This is a genomic window from Mycobacteroides chelonae CCUG 47445 (assembly GCF_001632805.1).
Lineage (GTDB): Bacteria > Actinomycetota > Actinomycetes > Mycobacteriales > Mycobacteriaceae > Mycobacterium > Mycobacterium chelonae.
In genome coordinates this window covers 1,594,199-1,618,097 of the sequence record NZ_CP007220.1, presented here as the reverse complement: position 1 = coordinate 1,618,097, position 23,899 = coordinate 1,594,199, and the positions used below count along the sequence as shown (strand labels likewise).

Genomic DNA, 23,899 nt, shown 5'->3' with positions numbered 1-23,899 from the left:
AGGACCGCGTGCGAGCCGCCAGGTGTGATGCTGTCGCCGTTGATGTCAGTGCTCATCGAGTGCCCAGTCCCGATTGCGTCGCTTCGCTATGGCCAACCCGGAAACGGAACGAACGCAATGCAGGCTCGCCGAATATGTCGACCGGCACCTCCGGCATCAGCAGGTCGCGATTCTGTACGGCGTGGTACTGGACGCCGAACCAAAGTGGTATCAGGGGCAGGTCCCTGCATGCGATTCTTTCGGCCGCCGTATATGCAGCCACTCGCGCTTCGTGCGATGCGGTTGCACGAGCAATATCAATCTGACGGTCGAACTGGGCACTGCGATAGCGGGTGAAGTTGTCATCTCCGATGGACCGGGAGTGCAGGAGCGGATAGAGGAAGTTATCGACTGACGGATAGTCGATCGCCCAGGTCATCCGGAACGGCTCGTTGGCCTCGCCGAGCCAGACGAGGAAGTCGCGCCACTCCATAGGCTGTGGGGTGAGCGACCAGCCGAGGGCAAGGTTGATGTCGTCAAGCACGCGCTCGACCCAACCGTCGTGACCAAGCCCGGCGTTGTAACGGAACGAGGTGGTGACGGAATGCGTCACGCCTGCCTCTTTCAGCAGACGGCGAGCCTCGGCGGGGTCATGTTTCACGCCAGTCAGGTCGGCGTCGTCGTCGTCAGAGAGTATCGGCGGGATGATCCGCTGAGCGATCGGCCGCGTCCCAAGGAAAACGTCATCGAGAATACTGCGGCGATCGATGGCAAGCCCGATTGCGCGACGTACCCGGGGGTCGTCGAACGGAGGAACTTCCGTTGGGAGTCCTATGTATTGCATGAGCGCGCACGGGGTCTTACGAAATTGTTCGCCCAGCGCTTCTGCCTCGGCGATGCGTCCCGGGGGGACTTTGGTGATGTCAAGTCGGCCGTCGTGCCACGACGCGTAGGCGTCCTCGATGTCGTCGTAGATGACGAACTCGATCGCGGCGACATGTCCAGCTCCGCCGTCTGAGTGGGCACCGTTGAGGCCGTAGTAGCTTTCGAAGCGTTCGAGGCGCAGTCCGGCGCCATGTTGCCAAGGACTCGTCACTCGGTATGGGCCCGTGCTTACCGGGGCTGCGGCAAAATGCGCAGCATCGCCAGAGATGAGCTCGTGAGGCACGGCTGAGGTCATCCGGTGCCCGAAAACCGCAGCAATTTCATGGAATGGCTCGGTCAGACGGATCTCAAGTCGGGTGTCGTCGAGCGCGGACACCCCGCGGAGCGTTGTCGCCGCCCCTGACCGCACCTCGTCGTATCCCTCGATCACGGCGAGATGGTAAGCGAGCTTCGATCCCGTGCGCGGGTCGACTGCCCGCGAAAGTGCGAAGACGTAATCGCTGGCGACAACGGTGCGTCCGTGGTGGAAACGGACACCTTCACGCAACTCGAAAACAACCCGCCGCCCGTCGGGGTCAACCGCCCAGCTGCGGGCTGCAGCGGGGCGCAGCGCTCCGGTATCGGGTTCGAAGTCGACGAGCGGATCGGCGAGAAATCTCATGATGAGCGTGCCATCGTGTTCGAACGCACATGCAGGGTCAATCGAGCTAGGTTCCCCGATGAAGACACGGACAGGTCGACGGGTCATCGCGTGGTCCTTTCATCCGCGGCCGGGAGCAATTTGAAGTAGTCGGTGCTACTGAGTCGGCTGCCGAGCGCGGCAAGCTCATCCTGCGAATCGGCAGTTGCCAAGAGCCGCAGTAGATTGCTACTGGTTCCGTCATGTGCGTCTACAACCGCACCGACTGCCTGGACTTCCCAGATTTCTGCGATAGCGCGCTCACGTCCAAGGTCCTGGCGCGACGCTGCTGCCGTTAGACGCCAACGACCCAGCGGTGGCTGCGGGCTCAAATAGGCAGCGAAGGAGCGAAATTTCACCTCTGGCGGGCAGTAATCGACATCAACGGCAGCGCGAGCTTGATGTAGTACCAGGTCGTAGTCCGCTGCGAGGGCAAGCATCTCGCATACCCCACCCCCCGGACGACCGTTCACCTCGATGATCCGAGGTCCTTCAGCGGTGAGCTTGATCTCGGTGTGCGTGACGCCGAAGGTTATCCCGAGCGCAGATAGAGCCCCCTGAGCACACTCGATGATCGCGTCGAGTTCTTCGCCTTCACGAACTGTTGGCATCAGGTCGCCAGTCTCGCGAAACGGTTGAGCGAGTGGAAGCTTGTCTTGTACAGCAAGAATTCTCGTACCAGCCGCTGTCGTCAGCGCCTCGACCGAAACATAGTCGCCGCGAGTGTTTCCGTGCGTCGCTTCGGGATCGCCCAGTAGCTCCTCCTCGAGCACGAGCTGAGGGGTGAGGTGCGCGGTACGCGGGTCGCATTCGACTATCTGCCGCACCGATCGGACCGCGGCAGCCAGGTCGTCCAGTGCGGCGATGCGGACTGTGCCGATACTTCCCATTCCCGCCACTGGCTTCAGAACCGCCGGAAGAGGGAAGGCCAGCGCGATCTGATCTGAATCCGTGTCGGCGTCTATAACAACCTGGCGAGGAGTCGGGATCGACGCCGCCCTGAACATGCGCCGCTGACGTACCTTGTCTCGCAAAGCGATCAGTGTCGGCTCGGCATTGCTCGGCAGGTGCGCGTCCAGCGCGCCAAACTGCGCGGCCTGAACCACGCGTTCGCTAAAGGCTACAACTCCGTGCGCCCCTATAGCGATCGCTTGGGCAGCGACCGTCGCGCGAACCTCGTTCGGATCGTCGACGACAACGACGCTGCCAGCGCCTGACAGTGGTTCCAGGCGGCGCTGCGTAGAAGAATCATCTTGACCCGCGAGTGCAACGACATGGACTTCGAATGCACTGGTGAGCCGCGGGCTATAAAACTGAGGAGTCGGTCCGCCCGGGGCATCTACGACAAGCAGCGGAACGCGCTCGCGACCAGTTTGACGTTCACCGCTCATATGCGCACCTCATCCCACTCCACAAACGTTGACAGACTGCGGAATACACCAGGAAAGGATGTCGCCGCCGCGTCCACTCCGAGCAGCACTGTGCCCGGGCCGGCTAACACAGCCAGCACCATCGCCGCGAAAATGATGCGGTGATCGGCGGGCAGATCGACGTGTGGCGGGCTGGTCAGCTGCGATGGCTGGACAACAAACCCATCGTCAGTCGCTTCCGCTTCAGCACCGAATGCTCTCAATAGCGTGACCGTCTCGCTGATGCGGTCGGTGTCCTTATCACGCATTTCGGCTGCGTCTGCGATTACGGTGGGACCGCTCGCTTGTGTTGCGAGTGCCGCGAGCAGTGGGAGTTCGTCGATGCCGCTCTGAATCAGCTGGGACGATCGCACTGTGACACCGCGCCAGGGCCCGGCCCGCTGCACGGTAATGGTCCCAACATCCTCGGGTGAGTTTTTCACCGCGTCCACTTCTAACTGCACGTTGACTCCGAGATCGCGCAGCATCGTGAAGAAGCCAAGCCTGCGGGGATTCAAGCAGACGTCGTCGATCGCCAGTTGCTCGTCTGCGTCCGTACTTGCGAGGTGAAGAGCCGCAAGCACCGCGGCTGCAGAAGGGTCGCCGGGAATTCGCATCTCAAACGCGTGGGGACGCCCCGGGTATCCAGTCACGCTCTGCGGAGTCTCGAGGACATCTAGGCCGCTCCAGCGGAGCAGTCGCTCAGTATGGTCGCGAGCGATAGCTGTTCTCTCAATACGGACGGGCCCGGATGCCATCGTCGAGGCCAAAAGTATGGCGGAAACCGGCTGCGCCGAATCGACTTTCACCTCGACCGCTCCCCCGGACAGGCGCTGACCCCTCACCTGCACGGGCAGCGTACCGACGTTTGCCCTGTATGCGATGTCGGCACCCAATGCTCGGAGAGGTTCAACTACCTCGGTCATCGGTCGCCTGCTCAGCAGCTCATTGCCGAGGATCGTGCCGGAGGCAGGCACTCCGGAAAGCAACGCGATGAGCATACGTGCGGTCGTCGCGCTATTGCCGGCTTCGATGACGACGTTCTGCCGGCAGAGTGTGTGCGCATAGACGCCGTCAACCACAAAAGCCCCCACCCCGTCGACCGTTGTCGCCTCGATGGCGATGCCGAGCGTCCGGATCGCCGCGACGTTGTGAACCATGTCGCGGCAGTGGGCCGGATTGACAATGAGGGAGCGCCCGTTGGCGATGGCGGCCACTAACGTCGCCCGCTGGCTAATTGCCTTGTCGGGGTGACCGGTCATCTGTCGCTCGCTTGCGGCTGCCTTTCGAGAACCGACGCGAATCGTTGTGGGTAACCCATTCTGGGCGGTCACAGCAGTCATTGGCTCAACCGATCGATCACTTCGGCGTCCTCGATCAAGGCGGGCTCAACTGCCTCCTCGCTAGGAGGATTCGGTACTGCGCTCGGGTCAGCCCGACGGTGCCGGTTGTATCGCTGACGCTTACGTTGAAGACCAAGGTTCTTCTCCGGGGCAAACTCAGCCGGAAAGACATCGAGCGTAGCCGCCGACACAGCGAGATCGACGAGATCGTCACCCGCCTCGGTGCGTGTGACCACTAGAGACGTCGCATCTGCCGCTTCGCCGGAGCGGCTCGTCTTGAAGATGTTGGGGTCCCCGTCTGCGACGGAGACATCCGCCAGCCCGCTCCACCAATCCGGACACACCAAGCAGCGACGCGTCTTGAAGGCGGTAAACGTTCGGACTAGTTCGTGGAATGGCAGAGTCGCGGGGTCCGCATTATCTCGCCAGGCAGTGAACTGCCCCGGGTAGTTGCCGGACCGGTAGCGCATACCAGTGACATCGGTTAGCGGGACACTCAGACGATCCTTGATGAGATGCTCGGTTCCGGCGCGACGGGTGTTGGATGAGCACGCGATCTCTATAAGCAAGGCGACCTTCAAGGCCGCCGGCGGCAGAGCATCGAGATTGCGCATCTTCTGTATCGCCTGGATTTGGCACGGGAGCCCTACTACGCCGACCCGCTCAAACGCCGTGTCTCCGAGCAACTGCAGGTTGGGAGTGATGCAATAGTTCGCCTGGGCGCAGGAGACGATATCTTCTACAGTCGTCACCAGGCGTGGGACGGGCACCCACGGGCGATTCTCATCTCGTCCGATAACGAGGGCCGCATCGATTCGCCCAGCTGTCAACGCAGCCACCAGCATGGCGGTGGCAGCTCCTCCAGCCGATGCCGCCTCCCGGATTTCGGTCGGCCGCGCCTTTCCTATCAGGACGCGGCTAGTGATGCCACCCCAGCGCTCATCTACCGTCCGGTTTCGGCCAAAGATACGCAATTCGGAAGTCCCGGAGCCCGTTTCGCTCCCAGGGCAGACATCCAAGCAGAGCGTGCAACTCCCACACACGGCGCCAACATCGCTTGAGATGACGAGCGAAGGGACTGGCTCGTCGGCGTCGACGTGGATCACGTTGGTCGGGCATACGGCAGCGCACGCACCGCAGGAGGCGCACAATTCCTTTTCCAGCACAGCCTTCTGTAGATCATAGAATCCCCCGCTTCCTGGGCGTATGGTGCTGATTGGCAGCGTGGACGAAGTTGCTGGGATTCTCATCGCGTCAACACCTTCAGCGACGCAACAGCCTTGTCTAGGGTCTGCTCGACCGCAGGGCTGTGCGCGCCCTGAGCTCGAACGTGGCCGAGACGCGAGTACGAACTCTCGAGCCCCTTCATCTGCGTACTCACCTCGGCCGCATTCTCGACGGAGACCACGCCGTCGAGACCTTCGATGGCATCCCAGCCTTCAACGCCAACCAACTCGCCATCCTCGAGCGGCACGAGGTAGCGAATTCCAGCAGCGCTGCGATATTGCGGTCGCTCGACGCGGGCGCGAAGTTCGGGTATCGCTGCAATGTCTTCGCCGACTAGCTGGCGGAGCAGAAGCTCCGTCATGTCGATGCCCGTCGCGTCCTGCACGAGGAGCGGGATATCGTCGCCGGCTAGCCGCAGATGCGTCTCGATGATGATCGGGCCGTCCACAGACACGATCACTTCGGTGTGAGTGATTCCGCTCTCGACGCCTATCGCGGTCAACGCTGCGCGAGTATGGGCCAGAATCGCCTTCTCGGTGGCACCGTCGATTATCGCTGGAACTACATGTCCCAGTTCCACCTTCGATTTCGGATCCGTGTGCTTACCGGTGATCGCAAGGACGAAGTGTCGGCCTCGATGCGATAGCGACTCGACGCTGTACTCACGCCCTATGATGAAACGCTCTGCGAGTACAGGAGACGGTTGAAGACGTGGCGCACGCGCGTCGGCTGCACGCGTGAAGGCCCCCGGTACGTCGTCCAGAGATTCCACCACCGCGATACCCGCGCTCGCGCGGCCCCGTTGCGGCTTAACTATGAGCGGCAGGCCGAGCTCCTCGACAGCGCGATACAACGCGGCCTCGTCTGGAATCAGCACATGAGGAACGTCTTCAACCCCAGCCTCGCGCAGACGTTCCCGAAGCGCGAGCTTGTCGTGAGCGCAAGTAATCGTCTCAGCTGCATGAAATGGGATGCCGAGCGAGTACGCGATCATTGCGGCGCGATCCTGATCGATCTCGGCGAACGAGACGACATTGTCGAACGGCCAAAGTTCACGAAGCGCTTTCGCGGCATCAATCCACTGCGCCACCGGCAACTCATCATTTAGCACGATGACGGCGCGGTTCTCTCCGAGTTCGTGGACCCACGGCAACACCGACGCCCGGCAGAGCACCGCCGTTTCCACGTTATGGGCGATCCGTCGCAGGCGCGGTTGCAACTCCGAACCGCCGCCGACCACCAGAAGTCTGATAGGCATCTCCACGACAGTCATGCCAACTCGGACGCACTCAGCACGAACTCGCGGGCTCGTCGCTGACGGATCTCGGAGTGTGAACGACTGGCCGAGGACCCGCCAGCTCCACGGCGGCAATCGTTGGCGCTGACGACTTGCGCCATGATCGCGCAACCTTGCAGAAGTTCCCTTACCTGAATCAGCTGCCCGAAATTCTTCTCGTTCGAGCAGCTGATGACCACCCTGAGCATGTAGTTGCCCATATGTCCCCGCCTTCAGTTAAGTCACGCAACGACATCGTGCAGTCTCAGATGACTCGCGCATCTCTACTTCATTCATATCAGCTGATATCGAGACACTACACATGCCGCGCGATGTGGGGCAACTGAAAAATCATCATGCGCGCAGCGGCGTCCATCTTGGCTTATAGTTGTCAAGTGTTTCCGCCCTCAGCATCCTGCGACAGGGCAGGACCGAGATCGGGAGCGTTAGGATTGTCGAAACCCCAGGAAGACGGGCCTTTGGCCCGGAAGATAGACCGTCTGTTCGATGTCATTCGGCGTGAAAGCGGCGAGCAACACAGTCACGAAGAGGTTGCGCGGGCTTGCCGAGAATTTTCGGGCGAGAGCTTTTCGGCGACCTACCTGTGGCAACTCCGTACAGGTCGGCGCGACAATCCGACGAAACGGCATCTAGAGGCCCTAGCTGAATTCTTCCAAGTTCCTGTGGCCTACTTCTTTGACGAACAGATCGGCGCCGAAGTCGACTCTGAGCTCAAGTTTCTTGGGGCGCTACGCAATGCAGGAGTACAGCACCTCGCACTGCGCGCATTGGAATTGTCGCCTGCAGGATTAACCACCATCACCGACATGCTCGAAGTCATCGCAAAACGGGAAGTCGACGGGTCTCAATAGACGATCCAAAACACGGGGAGGAAGCGTTCATGGAAATGAACCTGAAGCAGCGGTGCAGAAGTCTTGCACGTACGTTGGATTTGCGTGCCACATGGACGGTGCCCGATCTTGCTTCCCGGCTCTCCGCGCTCAGGGGGCGTCCCCTGCACATCGAGGTCCTACCCCATACCCGTGCCGGTTCTATTCCGTGCGGGCTGTGGGTCGCGACTGAGACAACTGACTATATCTTTGTCAGGCAGGGCGCAAGCAGCCTTCACCACAAGCATTTCGTTTTGCACGAGGTCGGCCATATGGTCTGTGGCCATCAGGGTCTCAACATACCTAACGGGCTCTCGTCGATCCTTCCTCACCTCAAGCCTGAGCTCATTCGTCGGGCGCTTGCGCGGACCACGCCATACTCTACTCCGCAGGAACGAGAGGCAGAGTTCTTCGCTGGCCTGCTCTATCACTCTTCCAGGCAAAACCGCAACGAACGAGAAACCGATCAATTGGCGCGTCGAGCGAGCGGAGCAATGGGAATACCGTGACCGAACGGGAATACGGTATCTCCATCCCGGAGTTTATCGAGGTTCTCTGCGTAGGCTTCCTCTGGCTCGTTGTACTCTTACGCATTCCATCAATTCGACAGCAGAGCCAGCGCAGTCTTTGGTTAGCTCTTTTGCTGGGCGCCTCGGCGATGAGCGTGCAGATCACCGTTATCTACGAATTTGCCACATGCCTTGTTGGGCGGGATCTGTTGGGCGCCAACCGTGACATCTTCGCGGACGTTGTCGGGCTCTTCGCGGCGGCGGCAATCTTTAGCTTTGTACTCAACGTACTCGGGAAAGCTACGTATGCCCGTCTGACATATGGCGCCGCGTTCCTGGTCGCCACGGTGCTGCTGCTGATCAACTGCTATTTTGATCCGAGAACGCTGACCGGTTTGTCCCAAGGCTCCACCGCAGGCGTCGCCTACTGGCTAGTCCTCCTTCTGTACCATTTCATCGCAAATACATGGTGTGCCTATATCTGCTGGCGCTGCTTCCTCAGGACGCGATCCTCACCATTGAAGGCGGCCTTGCTACTTTTCTCGGCTGGGACGGCCCTGGCGGCGCTACTGATGCTCCTGTCATTGCTACATTTCTTTACCCATTCTAATTCAATCACACATCTATTCCCACTAGTCAGAGGCGCCGAAGCACTCTTGTACGGGGCAGCGGCTTCTGTCCCGATCGTGAATTTAATTTCACGATTCATCCGTAAAACTGCCTGGCTGTCGCGGCTTTACCCACTCTGGCGGGACCTCACCCAGAACATAGAAGGCCTAACTCTGAATAAGCCACGCGGCTATTTTCTGTATCTATTCCTGGCGAGTGCAGACCAACGCCAGGGATTGTACCGGAAAATTATCGAGATCCAAGACGGGATTTTGGAACTAAAGCGCTACGTTGCTCCCCCGGAACTATTAGCAGCGAGCCACTACGCGCAATTACGGGGTCTCGACGAGGCTGCCGCCCCCGCAGCCATAGCCGCCTGCTGGATCGCATCGGCGTTACGCAACAGATCGCAGGGCCGCGTACCTTTCGCTGAACATCAGGACCAACCCCAACAGAATTCAAGCCTGTCTGCCGAAGCCGCTCACCTGAGCAAGGTAACCTTCTTCTATACCTCGCCATTTCCCGCCCAGTTCGGCAAATTCCTCAGAGAATCACGTAACACGCCGAGGCAAGATCAGATCTCTTCTACTACGCAAGCGTAAAGTCGTCGAAATCGAAACCAGGACACACCACGCAACTCACCAGTACCTCGTGGTCACCCGCGGGCCGAGCGGTTTGCCAAATCCCCCCAGGAACCAAAACCTGCGGGCGCTGTCCGGCCCTCACATCTGGTCCCAGGGTTATCGACTGAGCCTCGTCGCCAGAATCCGGTCCTGCTGCATTGAGAACCATCTCAATTGGGCCTCCCGCATGCCAAAACCACAATTCATCAGAGCGCACTACATGCCAACGTGACTTGTCGCCCGGCGTGAGTAGGAAGTAGATCGCCGTACCACTCGGACGTTCATGCCCGCGGCCTGGGACTTCGAAGATGACATCGCTGCGCCACGTCTCTCCATACCACCCGCCTTCCGGATGTCGAGCTAATCCAAGGATTCGTGCAGTATCAGGAATCTGTTCGTCCACTAGCGCAGTCTCCCTAATCCCGGCCGCGGGGCCGCCAGTCACGTCACAACAGCTATCGCTCAAACAGGCTAGCAGCACTGGTGGCGGCCGGAAACTTCTTCAAGCACAACCACATTCCACCGCCTCCACACCTGTATCAGGGATCGAACGTCGAAACTACTCGGCGGCCAAGTCGCGCTTGCCATCTGATGGAAATCCGGGTCTTCATGCCACCAGGTGGCCATCTCGAAGCGATCTGAACATGAGCCGATGCCGCGGACGAGGGGGTGGGTGGTGTTGGAGTTCCGCTACTCCGGCATGTAAATCCGCAGCACTCCGACGTTCGCAAACGGAGCAGTTGGATCAACTACTCGGGCAGCCGCACGCCGAGTTGGCGCTCAGTGGTAACGAGCAACTCGTGAGTGACGGGGGTTGGTGCACAAACGGGCAGGCGGCATTCTCCACACCTGTCCTCCCACCGAACGCAACTCCCACCTCTGGTGCGGACGCAAATTGGCCGGCGAATCTCTTAGCCTGGGCGGGGGGGTGACGCAGTCCTGGTGCAGCGGGCCTGGATGGAATGCGTCAAGCCCCACGTTCTCCACCTCCTCGACAAACTCCCTGTCGCCGGGCGCGGGATCATGGGCCACAGGCTGTTGACGCGCATGACCAGGGCCCCACGTGGAGACAGGTAGGGATTTCTTCCTGACGATATCGCTGAACCGGGTGCTTGACCTTCGTCTCCACCTAGGCGCGTCTTCTTACGCAACGCGGGCGGTCCGGCCCCGCGATGGGGGGGAGATCGCGGGACCGGACCTATGGGGTTGATCAGCTCCCCACGTTGCTCACTGTAGCTGAACTGTTAGAAGAGCGCCGGTTTGAAGAATGCAGCGATTGCTGCGGCTGGCCGACAGAACTCCTGACCGGGCGCTCGCGCAGACGTGAATACCAAGCTGCACACAGAATGTCACGGCATCTCATTGGTGATCGCTTCCACACAGGCGCAACGCACACCCTCGCCGGGCTCAGTGCGACATCTCGCTACTCGCTCGTTCGTATCGCATTCAAGTTCGTACTCGTTTCTCGCCACCGCTGACCAAGACCCCGCCCGTAATTATTTGTGGTTCTTGATGTTCCGAAGGGATTCTCATGTTTCTCACTTCGAACGTTTACCCAAAGTAGATGCCAAGTTGGTGCAGTCATGTTTATCGATAGACTCAGCCAAAATGTACGTCGGCAAGCCTCTGATCCAGGTAGCAACAGAGAGGGACAGAGTCTGAACGGTAGGACTGGTCACGTACCTGATCTCCATCATCACAGCGATTTATAACCCCGAGCCAGAGTTTCTGATGGCCGCATACAAGTCAGTACGAACACAAGTTGTCCCGGCTGGCTGGGGCCTGGAACGGGTCGTCCAAGAAGGCGGCGATGCTGGCATTGCGGAGAAGATCCTGCCTGCCGAGGACTGGATCAGATTCGGCACTGGCAGTCACAACGGTGTCGCGATCACCCGCAACCTCGGGCTAGGACGATCACGCGGTGCCCTCATTAAGGACCTCGATCAGGACGACGTTCTGACTGCTGGAGTACTCGAGCGCGATATTCGAATGCTGACGGCTGACCGCGATATCGGATGGACTACGTCGAGGGTTCTTGATTATTGCCAGATGGGTCGACGGCAGGATTCGATAGCGATCCTCGTGCCGGACGGATAACTCCGGGTAGCGTTCTCGAACACTGGCGATCACACAACTACCGTCTGCCGGTGCACCCTGCGACCATGTGTGTTCGCCGGAAGCTTGTGACCGCGCTCGGCGGATGGATGGCGGTGCCGGGGTCAGACGACACGGGAATGCTAATTGCCGCAAGCGTGATCAGTCCTGGCTACTTCCACCCCGAAGTCGGGCTGCTCTACAGAAAATGGTCGGGCCAAGGGAGCGCGAAGACACCACACCACGAGCGCATTGAATGGCAAACACGCATGAGCCTGATCAGCGAGCGGGCCGACGCGATCAAAGTAGGTAGGTGGATAGAATTGCCGGTCACTCCCGCTGTAGCGGTCGATTGGTCCAGCGAGCTCGGTTATCGGTACTCCACCGACCTTGGCGTCGTTGGCGCAGCTCGGGATTCATTGCTCTCCCTTCCGGCGGGTGGATTTCCTCACAAGTGTTGGTTCGTCGGTGAAAACGCCCGGGGTGGCCGACCGTAGGGTTTGCTTGCGATCAGCCGCACCTGGAATGTAACCGAGTTCTTTTCAGCCGATATTCCGGTGGGCCGATCACCTTCCACCATCTCGGCGGTCCTGTTTCGGAGTTGGCGACGCTGTGTGCTGCGTCGATACATGCGGTGCGGAATCGGTCGTGGCTGGCAGTCTCGAGGATGATGTCTGCAAAATTGGAGCATCCTGGTACGTCACACTCGTCGAGGCCTCGGGCCCTGATCGGTTTTTCCGTAGCTGGGTTCTGATTGCGCAGGAGCCCGTCTTCAGCTGTGTTGGCCATAGGATCGGATGCCCCCGGTGTTTGGGCAGTTAACTGGGGCCCGGCTTCACGGCGGGTGTCTGGAAGTTCCCGGCTGATTTGAGGTCTGCGCGGGATATCCGGTCAAGGCCCCGTGGGTCGATCTGACCGGGTGATGCAGTGAGCGTGGTTACGGTGACCGACCCCTCGACGATCACCGTAACCACTTCCCCCGTTTTGTCGCCGCCAGGTTCGGAGCCTGAAACAACGGCCATCGGCTGAGCTCGCGGTGGCCTGTGATCGCGCCGCCAGTCTCGACAGCCAGCGCCAGCAGCTGGAAGTAATACCCTCCGAGTACTCCGCCACCGAACGGCGATGCCCTCAGCCGATGCATACGGCAATGCAATCAACAGCAACAGGACCGAAGCAACCAGACTGGCGCCATATCACTCAATACTGCGTTGTCAAAGGGCACGGTGTGGTTTTCCGCGCGCGGATAATCTGTGTGCTGAGCTACGGTGCTTGGTAGCCGATCGTGGGTCGGGTAGGTGCGCATCTTGGTGTCGGTGCGGCTCGTCGCGGCGTTGACGGTTCTTGCGTCGTTCAGATCGACAGGCTGGCACCTTCACGCGCTGGTTGGTGCGGTTTCGCGGTGGCAGCCGGACGCTGTGTTGGGGCGCTGGGCGGATGCGGGCGCGAAACGACCGCCGGCTGGTGGGGACACCTGAACCAGCGGGTGGGTGGGGGCGTTCTAACGTAGGTTGACGCCGAGTTCGCGGATTGCGGTGATGCGTTGGATGGCGACTTGGCGGCTGACCTCGTCCCAGTCCAGAGTGGCGGTTACTTGTCCAGGGTGTTTGCGGTAAAGCCAGGTGACGGTAGGTGGCACATACCCTGTGGTGAGTTCTACGAGCGCGGCCAGCAGGTAGACATCGGCGCCGCGCGGGTAGCTGCCCCAGCCTCCGAGCGCACGTGTAGTGGTTGTGCGCACGGTCAGTCCTGCGGTGTGTACGGGCAGGAAGTCCGCGTGGTTGTGGCACATGTAGTCACTGACTATGCCGGGCTCGACAATTCCGGTCTCAATCGGGAGGTGGAACGATACTCGACTCCCATCGGGGAGCAGATCGTCAGCTTGGGCGGCTACCCAGTGGATGTGTGGGTATCGGCTGAAAGCGTTGATCGCGGTGGCCATCGCGTCGGGCAGCAGCAGATCATCGGAGTCCAGGACGTGCACTAATTCGCCCACAGCGCGCCTCAGCGCCAGATTGCGTGTCTGCCCTTCTCCGAGCTGCTGATTGTTGGGCTGATATCGGGCGAACGGAAACGCCGCGATGTCGTCGCCAAGGCCCGGTTGTTCACCGTCCTCTTGGACAACCCATTCCAAGGTCCACCCGTCGGGAAGGTGTTGAGCACCGATGCTCTGGCCGGCTTCGATAACGAACGGGCGCCGCACCTTCTGCGCAGGGGTCAGTATCGAAATGGTGGGCATATGTCTTCCTGGTGGCGACGCTACAGCGGGCAAGGCGGTTCGTACGGTAACGAGGGTAGCGTTTGTTTCCAGCGCTGTTCGTCGAGCGCGCCGTGGGTGCTTTGGCAGATTCGGTCGGCCGCGTTGTCGCCGTTGAGATTCCACCGTCGCAGGGCGCCATCGCGGCTTGCGGCGTATAGGTGTGCGTCGGGAGCAAATGTCACTCGTGATCGGGATGCGCCCTGTTCAGGGGTCAGTGAGTCGCCGATCAGCGCGGGCTTGGGCCTATTGGTGGTATCCCAGAGTAGGACGGTGCCGTTGTCTGTGCCGCTTGCCAGGGTGTTTCCGTCAGGGCTGAAAGAAGCTTGAGCTCCACTGCCGCCGGTCGGGAGAGGATCACCGAGGGATGCCGGGTACATCGGGTCGGTGATGTCCCAGAGCCGCAGGGTTTGGTCTTGGCCTCCACTGACGAGTGTATTTCCATCGGGACTGATGTTGACCGAGTCGACCGCGGCGGTGTGTCCGCTGAGCACGGTTGGTGAGGCGATGGGACGCCGCAGGTCGGTGATGTTCCAGATACGGATGGTTCGGTCCGAGCTCCCCGCAATCAAGTGCGCACCATCTGAGGTGAAGGTAATGGCGCTGACGAAGCCGGTAGAGCCGCGTAGTGGTTCCGAAAGGCGTTGCGGGTGGCGGGGGTTGGTGATGTCCCAGAGCTGAACTGAGTCGTCGGTGGCGGCGGTGGCCATTGTGTGCCGGTCTGGGCTGAACGCGACGACGTTGGTGTATTTGGTGGCGTTTGGCAGTTCGGCGAGCTTGGCGGGATGCTCGATGTCGGTGATGTCCCACAGTGTCGTTGGCGCCGAGCTTAGCTCAGTGGCCAGTAGACGGCCATCAGGATGTAGTTCAGCCTGATACTCGTAGCCGCCGGCGCTGTTGTCGGGTAGGCGCAGCAACCCGGCGCGGGTCGGGCGGTCCTTGTTGTGCCACAGCTGGACGAGGTTTTCTGAGGCGGTGACCATGACGTTACCGTCTGCACTGAGCGAGGGGGCGTTGACCCTGCCGAACCGGTTCGGGATCAATCCGGTTGGCAGCGTCCATAATTGGGGTACTCCGGATGTTCCCGAGGTCGCCAAGTGGTGGCCGTCGGGACTGAAGGCGACCGACGTCAATCCTCCGCCGTCAACGATGGGTTGCCCCAGTAAAACCGGGTGCGCGGGGTCTAGAACGTTCCACAGCTTGGCGGCACCGTCATAGCCTGCCGATGCAAGCGTTGCGCCATCAGCGCTGAATTGCAGTGACCACGATGCCTCCGTATGTGCGGGCAGCGGGTCACCGAGGCCTTGTGGGTGTGCCGGGTCTGTCACGTTCCACATGCGTAGAACGCCGTCTTCGCCGCTGGCGGCCAACACGGTGCTGGCGGGGTTGAAGGCGACGGCGTGGGCTATGTTAGTGAATCCGCTCAACGGTGGCCCGGCCAGCAGTGGCCGTGCTGGGTCGGTGACATCCCACAGGCGGACGGTTTTGTCGTTGCTGGCGGAAGCGAGGAGTTTTCCGTTGGCGCTGAATGTAACAGAGCGCACGGGGCCGGTGTGTCCAGTCAGGCGGACAGTGGCCCGGGCCGTGTCTGGGTTGGCCACATCCCACAGCCGCACGGTGTGGTCATCGTTGGCTGCGGCTGCCGTGCGCCCATCAGGGCTGAACGCCACCATGTAGGCGGTTCCGCCTGTGGGCAGCGGCGCTGAACGTTGTTGAACATCAGCGGGATTGGACACATTCCAAAGTCTCAGGGTGCCATCTCCACTGGTGGAGGCCAGAGTTTTGCCGTCAGGGCTGAACGCGACAGCGGTGACGAAACTGGTGTGTCCGGTCAGGGGTTGCCCTATCGGTGAGGGATTACTTGGATCGGAGGTATCCCACAGCCGCACGGTGCCGTCGTCGCTGGCCGAGGCCAGCAGTCTGCCATCCGGACTGAAGACCACGGTGTATGCCGCGCCTTTGTGTCCCACCAAAGGTGTTGCCAATGGCCTGTTTTGCGTGGCTTGGATCCGCAGGCGGACCTGCTGGTCATCGGGCCGCATTCTGTGGGCGACGAGCATCAGCTGGGCGGACAGTGAGGGGTCATTGACTACGCGTTGGTCGGCATCGGATAGGACCTGCCGGAACAGTGCATCGGCATACTGACGGCCGATGGCGCCGCGTGAGCGCACGGCGATCATCGCGGCGATGGAGGCCACCACGGTCAGCACCACCAGAACGGTCACTGCAGTCCGCGCCAGTAGCGTTAGCTGCCGCTTTCGTCTACTTGAGGCAGCCGCGAACTCTGTTGCCGCAGGACTGGCGTCGTCATCGACTGACAGCCATGCCAACGTGTTTTCCAGCCGGGCTCCGGATTGCAGGAACGACGGATCATGGTCGTGGTCTTTCCATGCGGCTGCGTCATCTTCAGCCCGTTGACGGATGGGCGCGTATTCTCGGTCAGCCTCGACCCACTGCGCCAGCCGCGGCCAGGCGCGCAGGACAACTTCGTGAGTGAAGGTCACCTCGTCATCGGCGATTGTTAGCAGCCGTGCCGCCGACAAGACCTCTAAAACTTCCTCGGCGACTTCAGGTTCGGAGGTGCTCTCGATCAGAGTTTGGCGTGGTAGGCGCCGGCAGCTGTCACGGCCGGGATCTCCGATGCTGACCAGACGCATCAGGACACCGCGCGCGACGCGCCGTTGCCGATCGTCGAGGCGATCCCAGGCCCGCTCCCCCGTCTCGGCCACCGAGCCGCGCACACCACCGGCGGCCCGATAGCCGGCGACCGTCAATTGTCCTACGCGCCGCCGTGACCAGGTGCCGGCCAGCACGTGGGACAGCAGCGGGAGCCGCCCGGGTGCGTCTTCGCCCTGGCCGACGCCGACATCGGTCAGTATCAAATCGACCAGCCCCGGTTCGATACGTAGCCCCGCTTCGGCCGCTGGTTGCACGACGGCTTCGCGGAGCTCTACAGAGGTCATGGGTTCGAGGACCATGCAGCGGGACTGCAACGCGCTGGCCAGCTCTGGGAACTCGACGCAGCTGCCCAGTACGTCTGATCGGACACCTGCGATAACTACCGCGGCTCGCCCGGTCAACGTCGACGGCTGGCATAAGTGATGGAGCGTTGTGATGAATTGAGCCACATCGGCTCTGGGTACGCCGAGGGTGAAGAGTTCCTCGAACTGGTCGACCACGACCAGTAGTTGGCCTTTGTCCGCACGGGCCTGTACATCGGCGCGCTCTAGCAGTTGCCGAAGTGCCGCGACGGGGTCGTTGCCCGGTGTCAGTAGAGCGGTGGCACACCCGATGTTGTCCTTCTGCTGTGTCCCGGGCGGGTGAGGGTCTAACGCCCCGGCACGGGCCGCGGGGATCAGTCCGGCCGACAGCACCGAGGACTTTCCCGCACCAGAGGGTCCGGTCAGGATGAAAATCCCTGAGTTGGCTGGGTCTCTTTTTATCAGGAGACCGACAAGGTTGTCGACGGCTCGGTGGCGGCCGTAGAAGCGGGAGCTGTCGGCTGAGCGGAACGGCGCTAAGCCCTGATATGGGCATGCCGCGGACTCGACCACTACCTCTGCGGCTGCCGGGGTGCTGGCAGCAGTGCGCGCATCGGTCCACAACCTCTTCCAGTATTCGAGGGTGTACAAGCCCACGGCGGGTGGCTCGGGGGTCCGTTTTCGTGCTTCGGCGATCAAGGGTTGAAGCACAGCATCAATCGACTCGAACCGCTGCGGGAGTCGTCGGCCGCGGCGCCAGTCACTGACACGCTGGATAGTTACTGGCGGGGCGCCCGGGGAGCGGCGGTTCTGCACTGCAGTGGCCAGGGCCACCACCTTTTTCAGGGGCGGCTTGCCTGCGCAGACGAACAACAACGCCAGCGATTCAGCGAACGCTGCACGTGCAGTCTCAACATATTCAGCCAGCGCAGTCTTGCCCGATTCTTCGGGGTCATCTTGGGAGATGGACGTTGGTGACTTCATCAGCTCTGAGCGTCGCCCAGATCCGACGCTGTGATCTCCGGCAGCGGTGCGCGCCACATTGCGACAGGCCCGCAGAACTCACCCCTGATCACGGCTCCGATACCTCCTAGACGTTCGCTTTCCAGATTATCTAGTTACCTGGCCCCGCCGTGCTGGATATCGCGGGGCACAGGGTGGTCGGCGGGCAGGCTGGGTCTGCGATGAAATGGACTAACACGACTCAATCACTCAGTTCGAAGATCTCGACTCGTGTCGTAAATGAACAAGTCCCCCCTCGGACACCTCCGGCGACACGACGGAGGTCGGCAGTCGCCTTGACCCGCTGACGATGCGGTCAGACGTGCTCAAAGCAACACTTCGCGGTGCCAAACACGATCCCAGGCTCAGTCTTTACTCCGGACTACCCCAATCACCATCCGTGTCGAGCCCATAAGTGCGCACAGTTTCAGCGGTTTCGCGCACCGCAGCAACGATCCGGGGCAGCCGTACAAAATTGACCTGGACCGGTCGGCTCATTGCCGAAAGTCCGGGTCTTCGCGTTCGTGGGCGTCCCAGTCCCCGATCACCGCAGGCGAAGCGGGCTTGATGGGGCCGACAAGGCGTTCGGTGTTCTCCATATTGACCAAGAATTTCGGGATCTTGTGTTCGCCCTCGTCGTCTTTGCCACCCTTGCCGTGACCGGCGCCGCCAGCACCCATCATGCCCATCGGGCCCGCACCACGCACACCCGAGCTGCTTATTCCGCTCGGATTTACCCCGCCACTGCCCGGTTGTCCGGCACCGGGATTGGCACCCGGAGGCAGACCGCCACGCAGTGATCCGCCACTGGCCGAACCCGAACCGCCGCTACCGTTGCCCCGGCCAAGCGGGTCCTGCATCCATGACGACGGGCGGGTCAGGTAACCATCGTTGAGAGCCGCCACACCGCGCCCGCCGAGGCCACTACCGGAACCGCCAGCGCCCGAACCACTTCCAGGACCACCGGACCCGCTGCCACCGCCAGAACCTCCACTAGGGGCACCAGCGCCTTGCCCTTGACCGGCGCCCTGACCCTCGCCCATGCCCCGATCGAATGCCGGGCTGGTCTTACCCGCACCATCGAGGTTCTTGAGCTGATCATCAACTTGCCCAAGGTTTTTGGACACCGCGCCGCCACCGGAGCCGCCACCGGCATTGCTTGTTGAGACCGGCGCCGGTCCTGCAGTTCCCTGGGTGGGGTCCGAAACATCCTCGACATGGCCGCTGGCGTCCACGGCGGGCTGGCTGAACGAGCTAGTCATCTGATAGCGGGCGTGCTCTTGATCCTCGGCAGCCTTCTTCTGCATGTCGCTGTCGGACAAGCCCATCGTCTTGCCCATCCGGTATGTTTCTGTGGACATCGGTGGCTGGATAGACGATTTGGCCGCATCCATCGCCGACCCGACCGGCGGCAAAGCCTTGCCGATGTCGCGAACCTTGTCGATAACCCCTTGATCCGTCTTTTGGAAGAATTCGGTACACTTTTCCTGCCCAGTTTGAGCAGCCAAGCCGCGCCAATCATTGCCAAGAATCTTTTGGACGTTCTGCCCGAGCGTGTTCATGATCTCGTACAGTTTGTCGGCTGTGCCATTCACATTCTGCGCCAGCGAGCCGACCTTGCCGCTTTGAAACCCTTGCGCGATATCGTAGATGTTCTGATGGTTACGCGAATACCAATCCTCAGGCTGCGCAGAATGCTTACCCATCAACTACCCCTCTCGAAATCTATTTATCCGCTTAGCTTTACGGGATTCTCGGCTCAACTGTGGTGGCGATCTGCACCGCCAGCGGGCACTGGTCATACCGCGCCTTGGTCAACTCGCTGTTCAAATCGACCTGCACAGTGGCGATCCCGTTCTGTGACGGTAGAGCCACCGAACAAATCGCCTGATTCACATTGTGTAAAAGCCACCCCGTGCGCGAACCAATCGTGATCTTTTCCTGCCGGTCATAACGGGCGACCGGCTTGTCCCACTGCGACAACGACCCATCAATGGCGTACACCTTCAAATACCAGCGCGGAACGTGCGATTCCCCCTCTGGTACGCCGCTCCACGCGCAGCCTCGTCCGTTCTGAGAGAACAACTTGCCCTCTAGATCTACTTTGCTGGCCGGGTCGAGCGCCCATGACCCGGCTTCGGCATCAGTGACCGAGGCACAACCGTCGAATTTCGTCGCGGTGACGTTGGGGTTCGGTGCCGCCGTGGTTGGCGGCGATACTCCAGATAACGGACCCGGGGCGCCAAGGGATGACGAAGTGGCCGATGACGATCCGGCTACCGGCGTGCCTGTCACGTCACCCGAGCATGCAGCCGCCACTAGGCACAACCCGGTAGCAACGACCACCGTCAGGAAGGCTCGCATACGACTCGTCACCTTAGGCCGGGATGGCCGGGTATGCCCCGCGCGGATCGAGTTTGGGATATGCCTCAGCATTGCGGTGCTCGGTTTCGTCATACTCCTTTTGCGCGCTCTCGGCCCACTCCGCCATCTTCGTCACCCGCTCGATCAAGGCGTCGATAGCAGCCACCACCGATCCGTCCGACCCTTGTATCACCTGCGCCATGATCGCGTTCCAGGTCTCGCCCTCCCGGCAAGCCCCCATGCCCATATCCGTATCAAGACTCATTACCCACCGCCGCAGGTCTTCAAGCTGAGGGAGTGCTTTGCGGAACTCGTCAGCGACGCGGCCCGCCGCCCGGTCTACCAGGTGCAACTCGCCCATCTTCAACCCGGACTCACCGGTCATCGACGCCTACCCTTCCGTCACAAATTCATTAGCGTAGAACTTGCCCTATAACTAACTCCGACGCACGAACCTCATGTTCGGTTCCATGTTTTCGGAAGTTTTCCTGTGAATCTTCCGTTGGGGATGAATGCTTGCCAGCACTTGGCTGGCGTCGTACCGTGACCTGCAAAGTCTGCGATTGTGAGGGGTTGAAGTGGGGAAACCGGCATTGCGCGCCGACACTGACAAGTTACGTTCGTTAGCCAGCGAGTTGTCGTATCGGGCCAACAACATCAACAATATCGACGCTGCGGCCTCGGTGCGTGAGGCAGAGTCGGCGATGCCGGGATCGAAGTTCGCCGCCGCCGTCGCGCGCTTGGGTGATCCGAATGGACGGGCTTTCAAGTCGATAGGCGGGCAGATCACCCGTATGCAGCACGCCGCGTGGGATACCTCCCTGGATTACGAGACCCAGGAGCAAGCCTTCGCCGCGCAACTGCACGATTACGGGAACGGGCGGTAACCCGCGATGGTGCTGATTTCTCAGTTGCGGGCGATGAAACCTGAGCTAGTCACCACCGCTGCCTACGATCTGGCGCAGGTCAAGGAATCATTCAAGGCGCAACTGGACACCATGAAGTACAACGTCCAGTCCGCCACTGCCGACTGGAAAGGCGAAGCCGCCGCCGCAGCATCAATCAAAACTTTGACCGAACATCTAGCGGGGACACACATCGTTGACGCCATCACCTCGCAGGAACAAGCCATCAAAGATGGAGTACGCGCGCTATCGAGCGCACGGACTAATGCACTCGGTACTGCCGACGATGCCATGGGGACTGGTTGCACCGTCTCCGATGACGGACACGTCAAAGCTCCGGACTTGAAATATGTGGTCACCGACCCCACCGCATATCTGTTGTTGCAGAACCAAGCCAACGAGAAGGCCAAAGCCTTTGAAGCACGCCTGATTCCAGCGCTGCATCTATTCGACGAGCTAGATACCGCCGCCGAGGCAGCTATCAACGGCGAAATCGCCGAAATGGAATCACTGATACGCGACCCAGACGCCACCCCCGCATCCACGTTGGCCGACGACATCCTCAACGGCAAGGCAAAGCCACCCGAGGACGCGAAAGCCTTTAAGGACTGGTGGAATTCGCTATCCGAAGGCGAGAAGAACGAGATGTACGTGCACGACCAGTACATCGGGAACAACGACAACATGCCCACTGTCGACAGAGACCGTTTCAACCGCATGAAACTTGACGACGAACTTGGTCGCGCTACCACCGCAGCCGCCCAAGTTGACGCGCTGAAAGCGCAGCACCCGGATTGGGCGGCAGGCAAGAACATTCCGGAAACCATGGTTGGCGGTATTTCTAAAGACCGTATGGATTACGAAGCTTGGCAAAGACAACTCGGCGATGCCACCCACCGCGCCAAATACCTACCCGACCTGCAAGCGACCGACAAAGCGGTGCGTGACAAGCCTGACCGCTACCTGATGGTCATGGACACCCAAGCTGGGCGACAAGCGCATGCCGCAGTGGCCAACGGGAATCCCGATACCGCCGATCACGTCTCCGTCACCACTCCCGGTATCAACACCACGGTCCGTGACGCGATCGGCGGCATGAGCGATGAAGGTATGAACCTGCGGAATGAGGCCGGTAAGCAGCTCGACCTCGCCGGTCGAAGCAACGAGTCAGTCGCGACCGTCGCGTGGATTGGATATGACCCGCCACAGATCAACGACAAACAAGGCCTTGGCGATAACGCAACAGGCGCTTGGGAAGTCATGCACGACGAACAAGCCAAAGACGGCGCGCGCAGTTTGGCCCGCTTCTATGACGGTCTAGCCAACACTCACCAAGGCGACCCCGCCCACATGACTGCCGTCGGACATTCCTACGGCTCCTTGACTACCGGACTCGCGTTGCAAGAACCCGGAAATCACGGCATCACCGATGCCATCTTCTATGGCTCACCTGGCATCGAAGCAACCACGCCCGGAGAACTCGGAGTTCAGCCTGGTCACGTCTTCACCATGGAAACCCCTGATGACCCTATCCAGTGGGTGTACGACGGGCCGAAATACGGTCACGCGACGCCACTACTACCAGCTATTTTCTGGGGCTCTGATGTCATGGGGCTCGGCGACTTTGGCCCCAACCCTGCCACCAATCTCAACTTCACCCATCTCGACACCACAGCCTTTATCACCCCGGATGGACGCCATCTCGACGCCGCGTCTGGGCATAGCGACTACCCTCGACTGGGAAGCAACGGTGAACTAAGAACCACCGGCTACAACATCGCTGCAGTAATCTCCGGGCTCGCCGAACAAAACGCAATTCACCAAAGGTAATCGCAATCAATGACTCGATACCGATTCAGCCACAAGGCAACTGGATTCCTCGTTGCTTCGACAATCCTATTAACGACAGGATGCCACATGGAGACCCCTTACAAGCCAACCGATCCCACCGATGCGACAAAGGCAGCAGCCAATCTCGCAGCCTTGCCATCGCTTGAAGAAACCCACACTCAACTTACTTCGTTAATCGAGGAGATCGGAGCGCAGGTTACAGCCATCACGCCAGAACTAACTTGGAAGTGGAACCGCGAGCCAAGCCGTGGTGGATGCAACCCTCCATACGAGCAATCACAAGGAGAGCTAATCCTGATGCCGAACTACATATCGAGTACCCCGATCCCTGAAGAACACTGGCGACAGATCTTCGAGATCGCCAAGAAGGCAGCAGCAGCACTCGGCGCAACCAGCGTAGAAACCCTCCAGGACTCACCGAACAATCACGATGTCCGGTTGTACAACGAGACCGGGACTGCAGTAAGAATCGGCTCCCAGAAAGCAGCCCTGATTTCCGGCAGCACAGGCTGCCGTCTGCCCGCAGCAAAGAAGTAAACCCCAATGAATCCCGAAGCTGGCCTTGATGACTTGATGCGGACCGCCGCTCAGGTCAATCAATCTGTCGCACAGGTACGCGGTCACGGCGAATCGGCAGGAGGATGGGTCAAGATCGAGGTCATCGGCGACGGCGCAATCAGCAACATGTATCTCGATGACCGAGCCAGGACAATGCCTGCGCATGAGTTAGGGCGAGCCATCCGCGAAGCACAGCGTATCGCAATCGCCGATGCGCTGAAACAGATACAACAGATCCAGGCTCAAATTACTGAAAACTCCTACGTATCAATGATTTTTAATCACTTACAGTCATCTCCTTCTCGCGCTACCGAAACACCGGCTACGCCGCGAATCGAAGGTGTGCCGCGTATAACCAGAGGCATGACGGAGGATGAGATGGACGCATCCCAAGAAGCTTTCAATTTCGACCCTCTTGGGCGACGGAACCGGCGCTCGTAAATCCACCAACAACTCAGCGA

19 protein-coding genes are annotated in these 23,899 nt (G+C 60.4%); 7 read left to right on the top strand and 12 right to left on the bottom strand.

Annotated elements, in window-relative coordinates; all coding sequences use genetic code 11:
* Positions 1 to 52: 52 nt before the first annotated feature.
* The 6 genes from BB28_RS08020 to BB28_RS07995 all read right to left on the bottom strand — a co-directional run bounded on the left by BB28_RS08020 (position 53) and on the right by BB28_RS07995 (position 7,019).
* Positions 53 to 1,612, bottom strand: coding sequence for an ABC transporter substrate-binding protein (locus tag BB28_RS08020; protein ID WP_046253111.1), 1,560 nt, complete (start codon positions 1,610 to 1,612; stop codon positions 53 to 55).
* Positions 1,609 to 2,934 carry an ATP-grasp domain-containing protein gene (locus tag BB28_RS08015; RefSeq protein WP_064393439.1) on the bottom strand — a complete coding sequence of 442 codons (1,326 nt, stop codon included), beginning with the start codon at positions 2,932 to 2,934 and terminating at the stop codon, positions 1,609 to 1,611. Before BB28_RS08015 ends, BB28_RS08020 begins: the two co-directional genes overlap by 4 nt.
* Positions 2,931 to 4,214 (bottom strand): 3-phosphoshikimate 1-carboxyvinyltransferase, encoded by a 1,284-nt coding sequence (locus BB28_RS08010; protein WP_157889429.1) that lies wholly within the window; start codon positions 4,212 to 4,214, stop codon positions 2,931 to 2,933. The genes BB28_RS08015 and BB28_RS08010 overlap by 4 nt, the downstream gene beginning before the upstream one ends.
* A gap of 77 nt (positions 4,215 to 4,291) precedes the next feature.
* A complete protein-coding gene (locus BB28_RS08005) occupies positions 4,292 to 5,545 on the bottom strand; it encodes a Coenzyme F420 hydrogenase/dehydrogenase, beta subunit C-terminal domain (RefSeq protein WP_081252227.1) in 1,254 nt (417 codons plus the stop codon).
* Complete coding sequence (locus BB28_RS08000; RefSeq protein ID WP_052740158.1) at positions 5,542 to 6,795, bottom strand: ATP-grasp domain-containing protein; 1,254 nt, start codon at positions 6,793 to 6,795, stop codon at positions 5,542 to 5,544. The genes BB28_RS08005 and BB28_RS08000 overlap by 4 nt, the downstream gene beginning before the upstream one ends.
* Positions 6,792 to 7,019, bottom strand: coding sequence for a hypothetical protein (locus BB28_RS07995; RefSeq protein WP_046253109.1), 228 nt, complete (start codon positions 7,017 to 7,019; stop codon positions 6,792 to 6,794). The genes BB28_RS08000 and BB28_RS07995 overlap by 4 nt, the downstream gene beginning before the upstream one ends.
* A gap of 258 nt (positions 7,020 to 7,277) precedes the next feature.
* Here BB28_RS07995 and BB28_RS07990 point away from each other — a divergent pair, with 258 nt between their 5' ends.
* Positions 7,278 to 7,670, top strand: coding sequence for a helix-turn-helix domain-containing protein (locus tag BB28_RS07990; RefSeq protein WP_225422010.1), 393 nt, complete (start codon positions 7,278 to 7,280; stop codon positions 7,668 to 7,670).
* Between the two features lie 523 nt (positions 7,671 to 8,193).
* Entirely contained in the window at positions 8,194 to 9,408 is a 1,215-nt protein-coding gene (locus tag BB28_RS07980) for an MAB_1171c family putative transporter (protein ID WP_046253107.1), read from the top strand.
* On the opposite strand, the gene BB28_RS24490 is transcribed toward BB28_RS07980, so the two are convergent.
* Positions 9,395 to 9,850 carry a cupin domain-containing protein gene (locus BB28_RS24490; protein WP_075874232.1) on the bottom strand — a complete coding sequence of 152 codons (456 nt, stop codon included), beginning with the start codon at positions 9,848 to 9,850 and terminating at the stop codon, positions 9,395 to 9,397. The two genes, BB28_RS07980 and BB28_RS24490, sit on opposite strands and share 14 nt — an antisense overlap.
* A 1,310-nt stretch (positions 9,851 to 11,160) precedes the next feature.
* On the opposite strand from BB28_RS24490, the gene BB28_RS25420 reads away from it, so the two are divergent.
* Positions 11,161 to 11,526: a hypothetical protein gene (locus BB28_RS25420; RefSeq protein ID WP_064393437.1), complete on the top strand. Its 366-nt coding sequence runs from the start codon at positions 11,161 to 11,163 to the stop codon at positions 11,524 to 11,526.
* Between the two features lie 1,495 nt (positions 11,527 to 13,021).
* Here the strand turns inward: BB28_RS25420 and BB28_RS07970 are convergent.
* The 5 genes from BB28_RS07970 to BB28_RS07950 form a co-directional block, all read right to left on the bottom strand.
* The gene (locus BB28_RS07970; RefSeq protein WP_046253106.1) at positions 13,022 to 13,759 is read right to left on the bottom strand and encodes a glycosyltransferase; all 738 of its coding nucleotides are present in this window, start codon (positions 13,757 to 13,759) and stop codon (positions 13,022 to 13,024) included.
* A gap of 20 nt (positions 13,760 to 13,779) precedes the next feature.
* Complete coding sequence (locus tag BB28_RS07965) at positions 13,780 to 17,742, bottom strand: WD40 repeat domain-containing protein (RefSeq protein WP_052740155.1); 3,963 nt, start codon at positions 17,740 to 17,742, stop codon at positions 13,780 to 13,782.
* Between the two features lie 512 nt (positions 17,743 to 18,254).
* Positions 18,255 to 19,466 (bottom strand): WXG100 family type VII secretion target, encoded by a 1,212-nt coding sequence (locus BB28_RS07960; protein WP_046253105.1) that lies wholly within the window; start codon positions 19,464 to 19,466, stop codon positions 18,255 to 18,257.
* 37 nt (positions 19,467 to 19,503) lie between these two features.
* Complete coding sequence (locus BB28_RS24480; RefSeq protein WP_075874233.1) at positions 19,504 to 20,124, bottom strand: DUF3558 family protein; 621 nt, start codon at positions 20,122 to 20,124, stop codon at positions 19,504 to 19,506.
* Between the two features lie 13 nt (positions 20,125 to 20,137).
* Complete coding sequence (locus BB28_RS07950; RefSeq protein ID WP_046253103.1) at positions 20,138 to 20,509, bottom strand: hypothetical protein; 372 nt, start codon at positions 20,507 to 20,509, stop codon at positions 20,138 to 20,140.
* A 193-nt stretch (positions 20,510 to 20,702) separates the two neighbouring features.
* On the opposite strand from BB28_RS07950, the gene BB28_RS07945 reads away from it, so the two are divergent.
* From BB28_RS07945 to BB28_RS07935, 4 genes are all read left to right on the top strand, one after another.
* Positions 20,703 to 21,011 (top strand): hypothetical protein, encoded by a 309-nt coding sequence (locus BB28_RS07945; protein WP_046253102.1) that lies wholly within the window; start codon positions 20,703 to 20,705, stop codon positions 21,009 to 21,011.
* Between the two features lie 6 nt (positions 21,012 to 21,017).
* Entirely contained in the window at positions 21,018 to 22,859 is a 1,842-nt protein-coding gene (locus BB28_RS07940; protein WP_046253101.1) for an alpha/beta hydrolase, read from the top strand.
* An 87-nt stretch (positions 22,860 to 22,946) separates the two neighbouring features.
* Positions 22,947 to 23,417: an LppA family lipoprotein gene (locus BB28_RS24475; protein WP_081252226.1), complete on the top strand. Its 471-nt coding sequence runs from the start codon at positions 22,947 to 22,949 to the stop codon at positions 23,415 to 23,417.
* Between the two features lie 6 nt (positions 23,418 to 23,423).
* Positions 23,424 to 23,879, top strand: a complete 456-nt coding sequence (locus BB28_RS07935) for a YbaB/EbfC family nucleoid-associated protein (protein WP_046253100.1) — start codon at positions 23,424 to 23,426, stop codon at positions 23,877 to 23,879.
* Positions 23,880 to 23,899 lie beyond the last annotated feature (20 nt).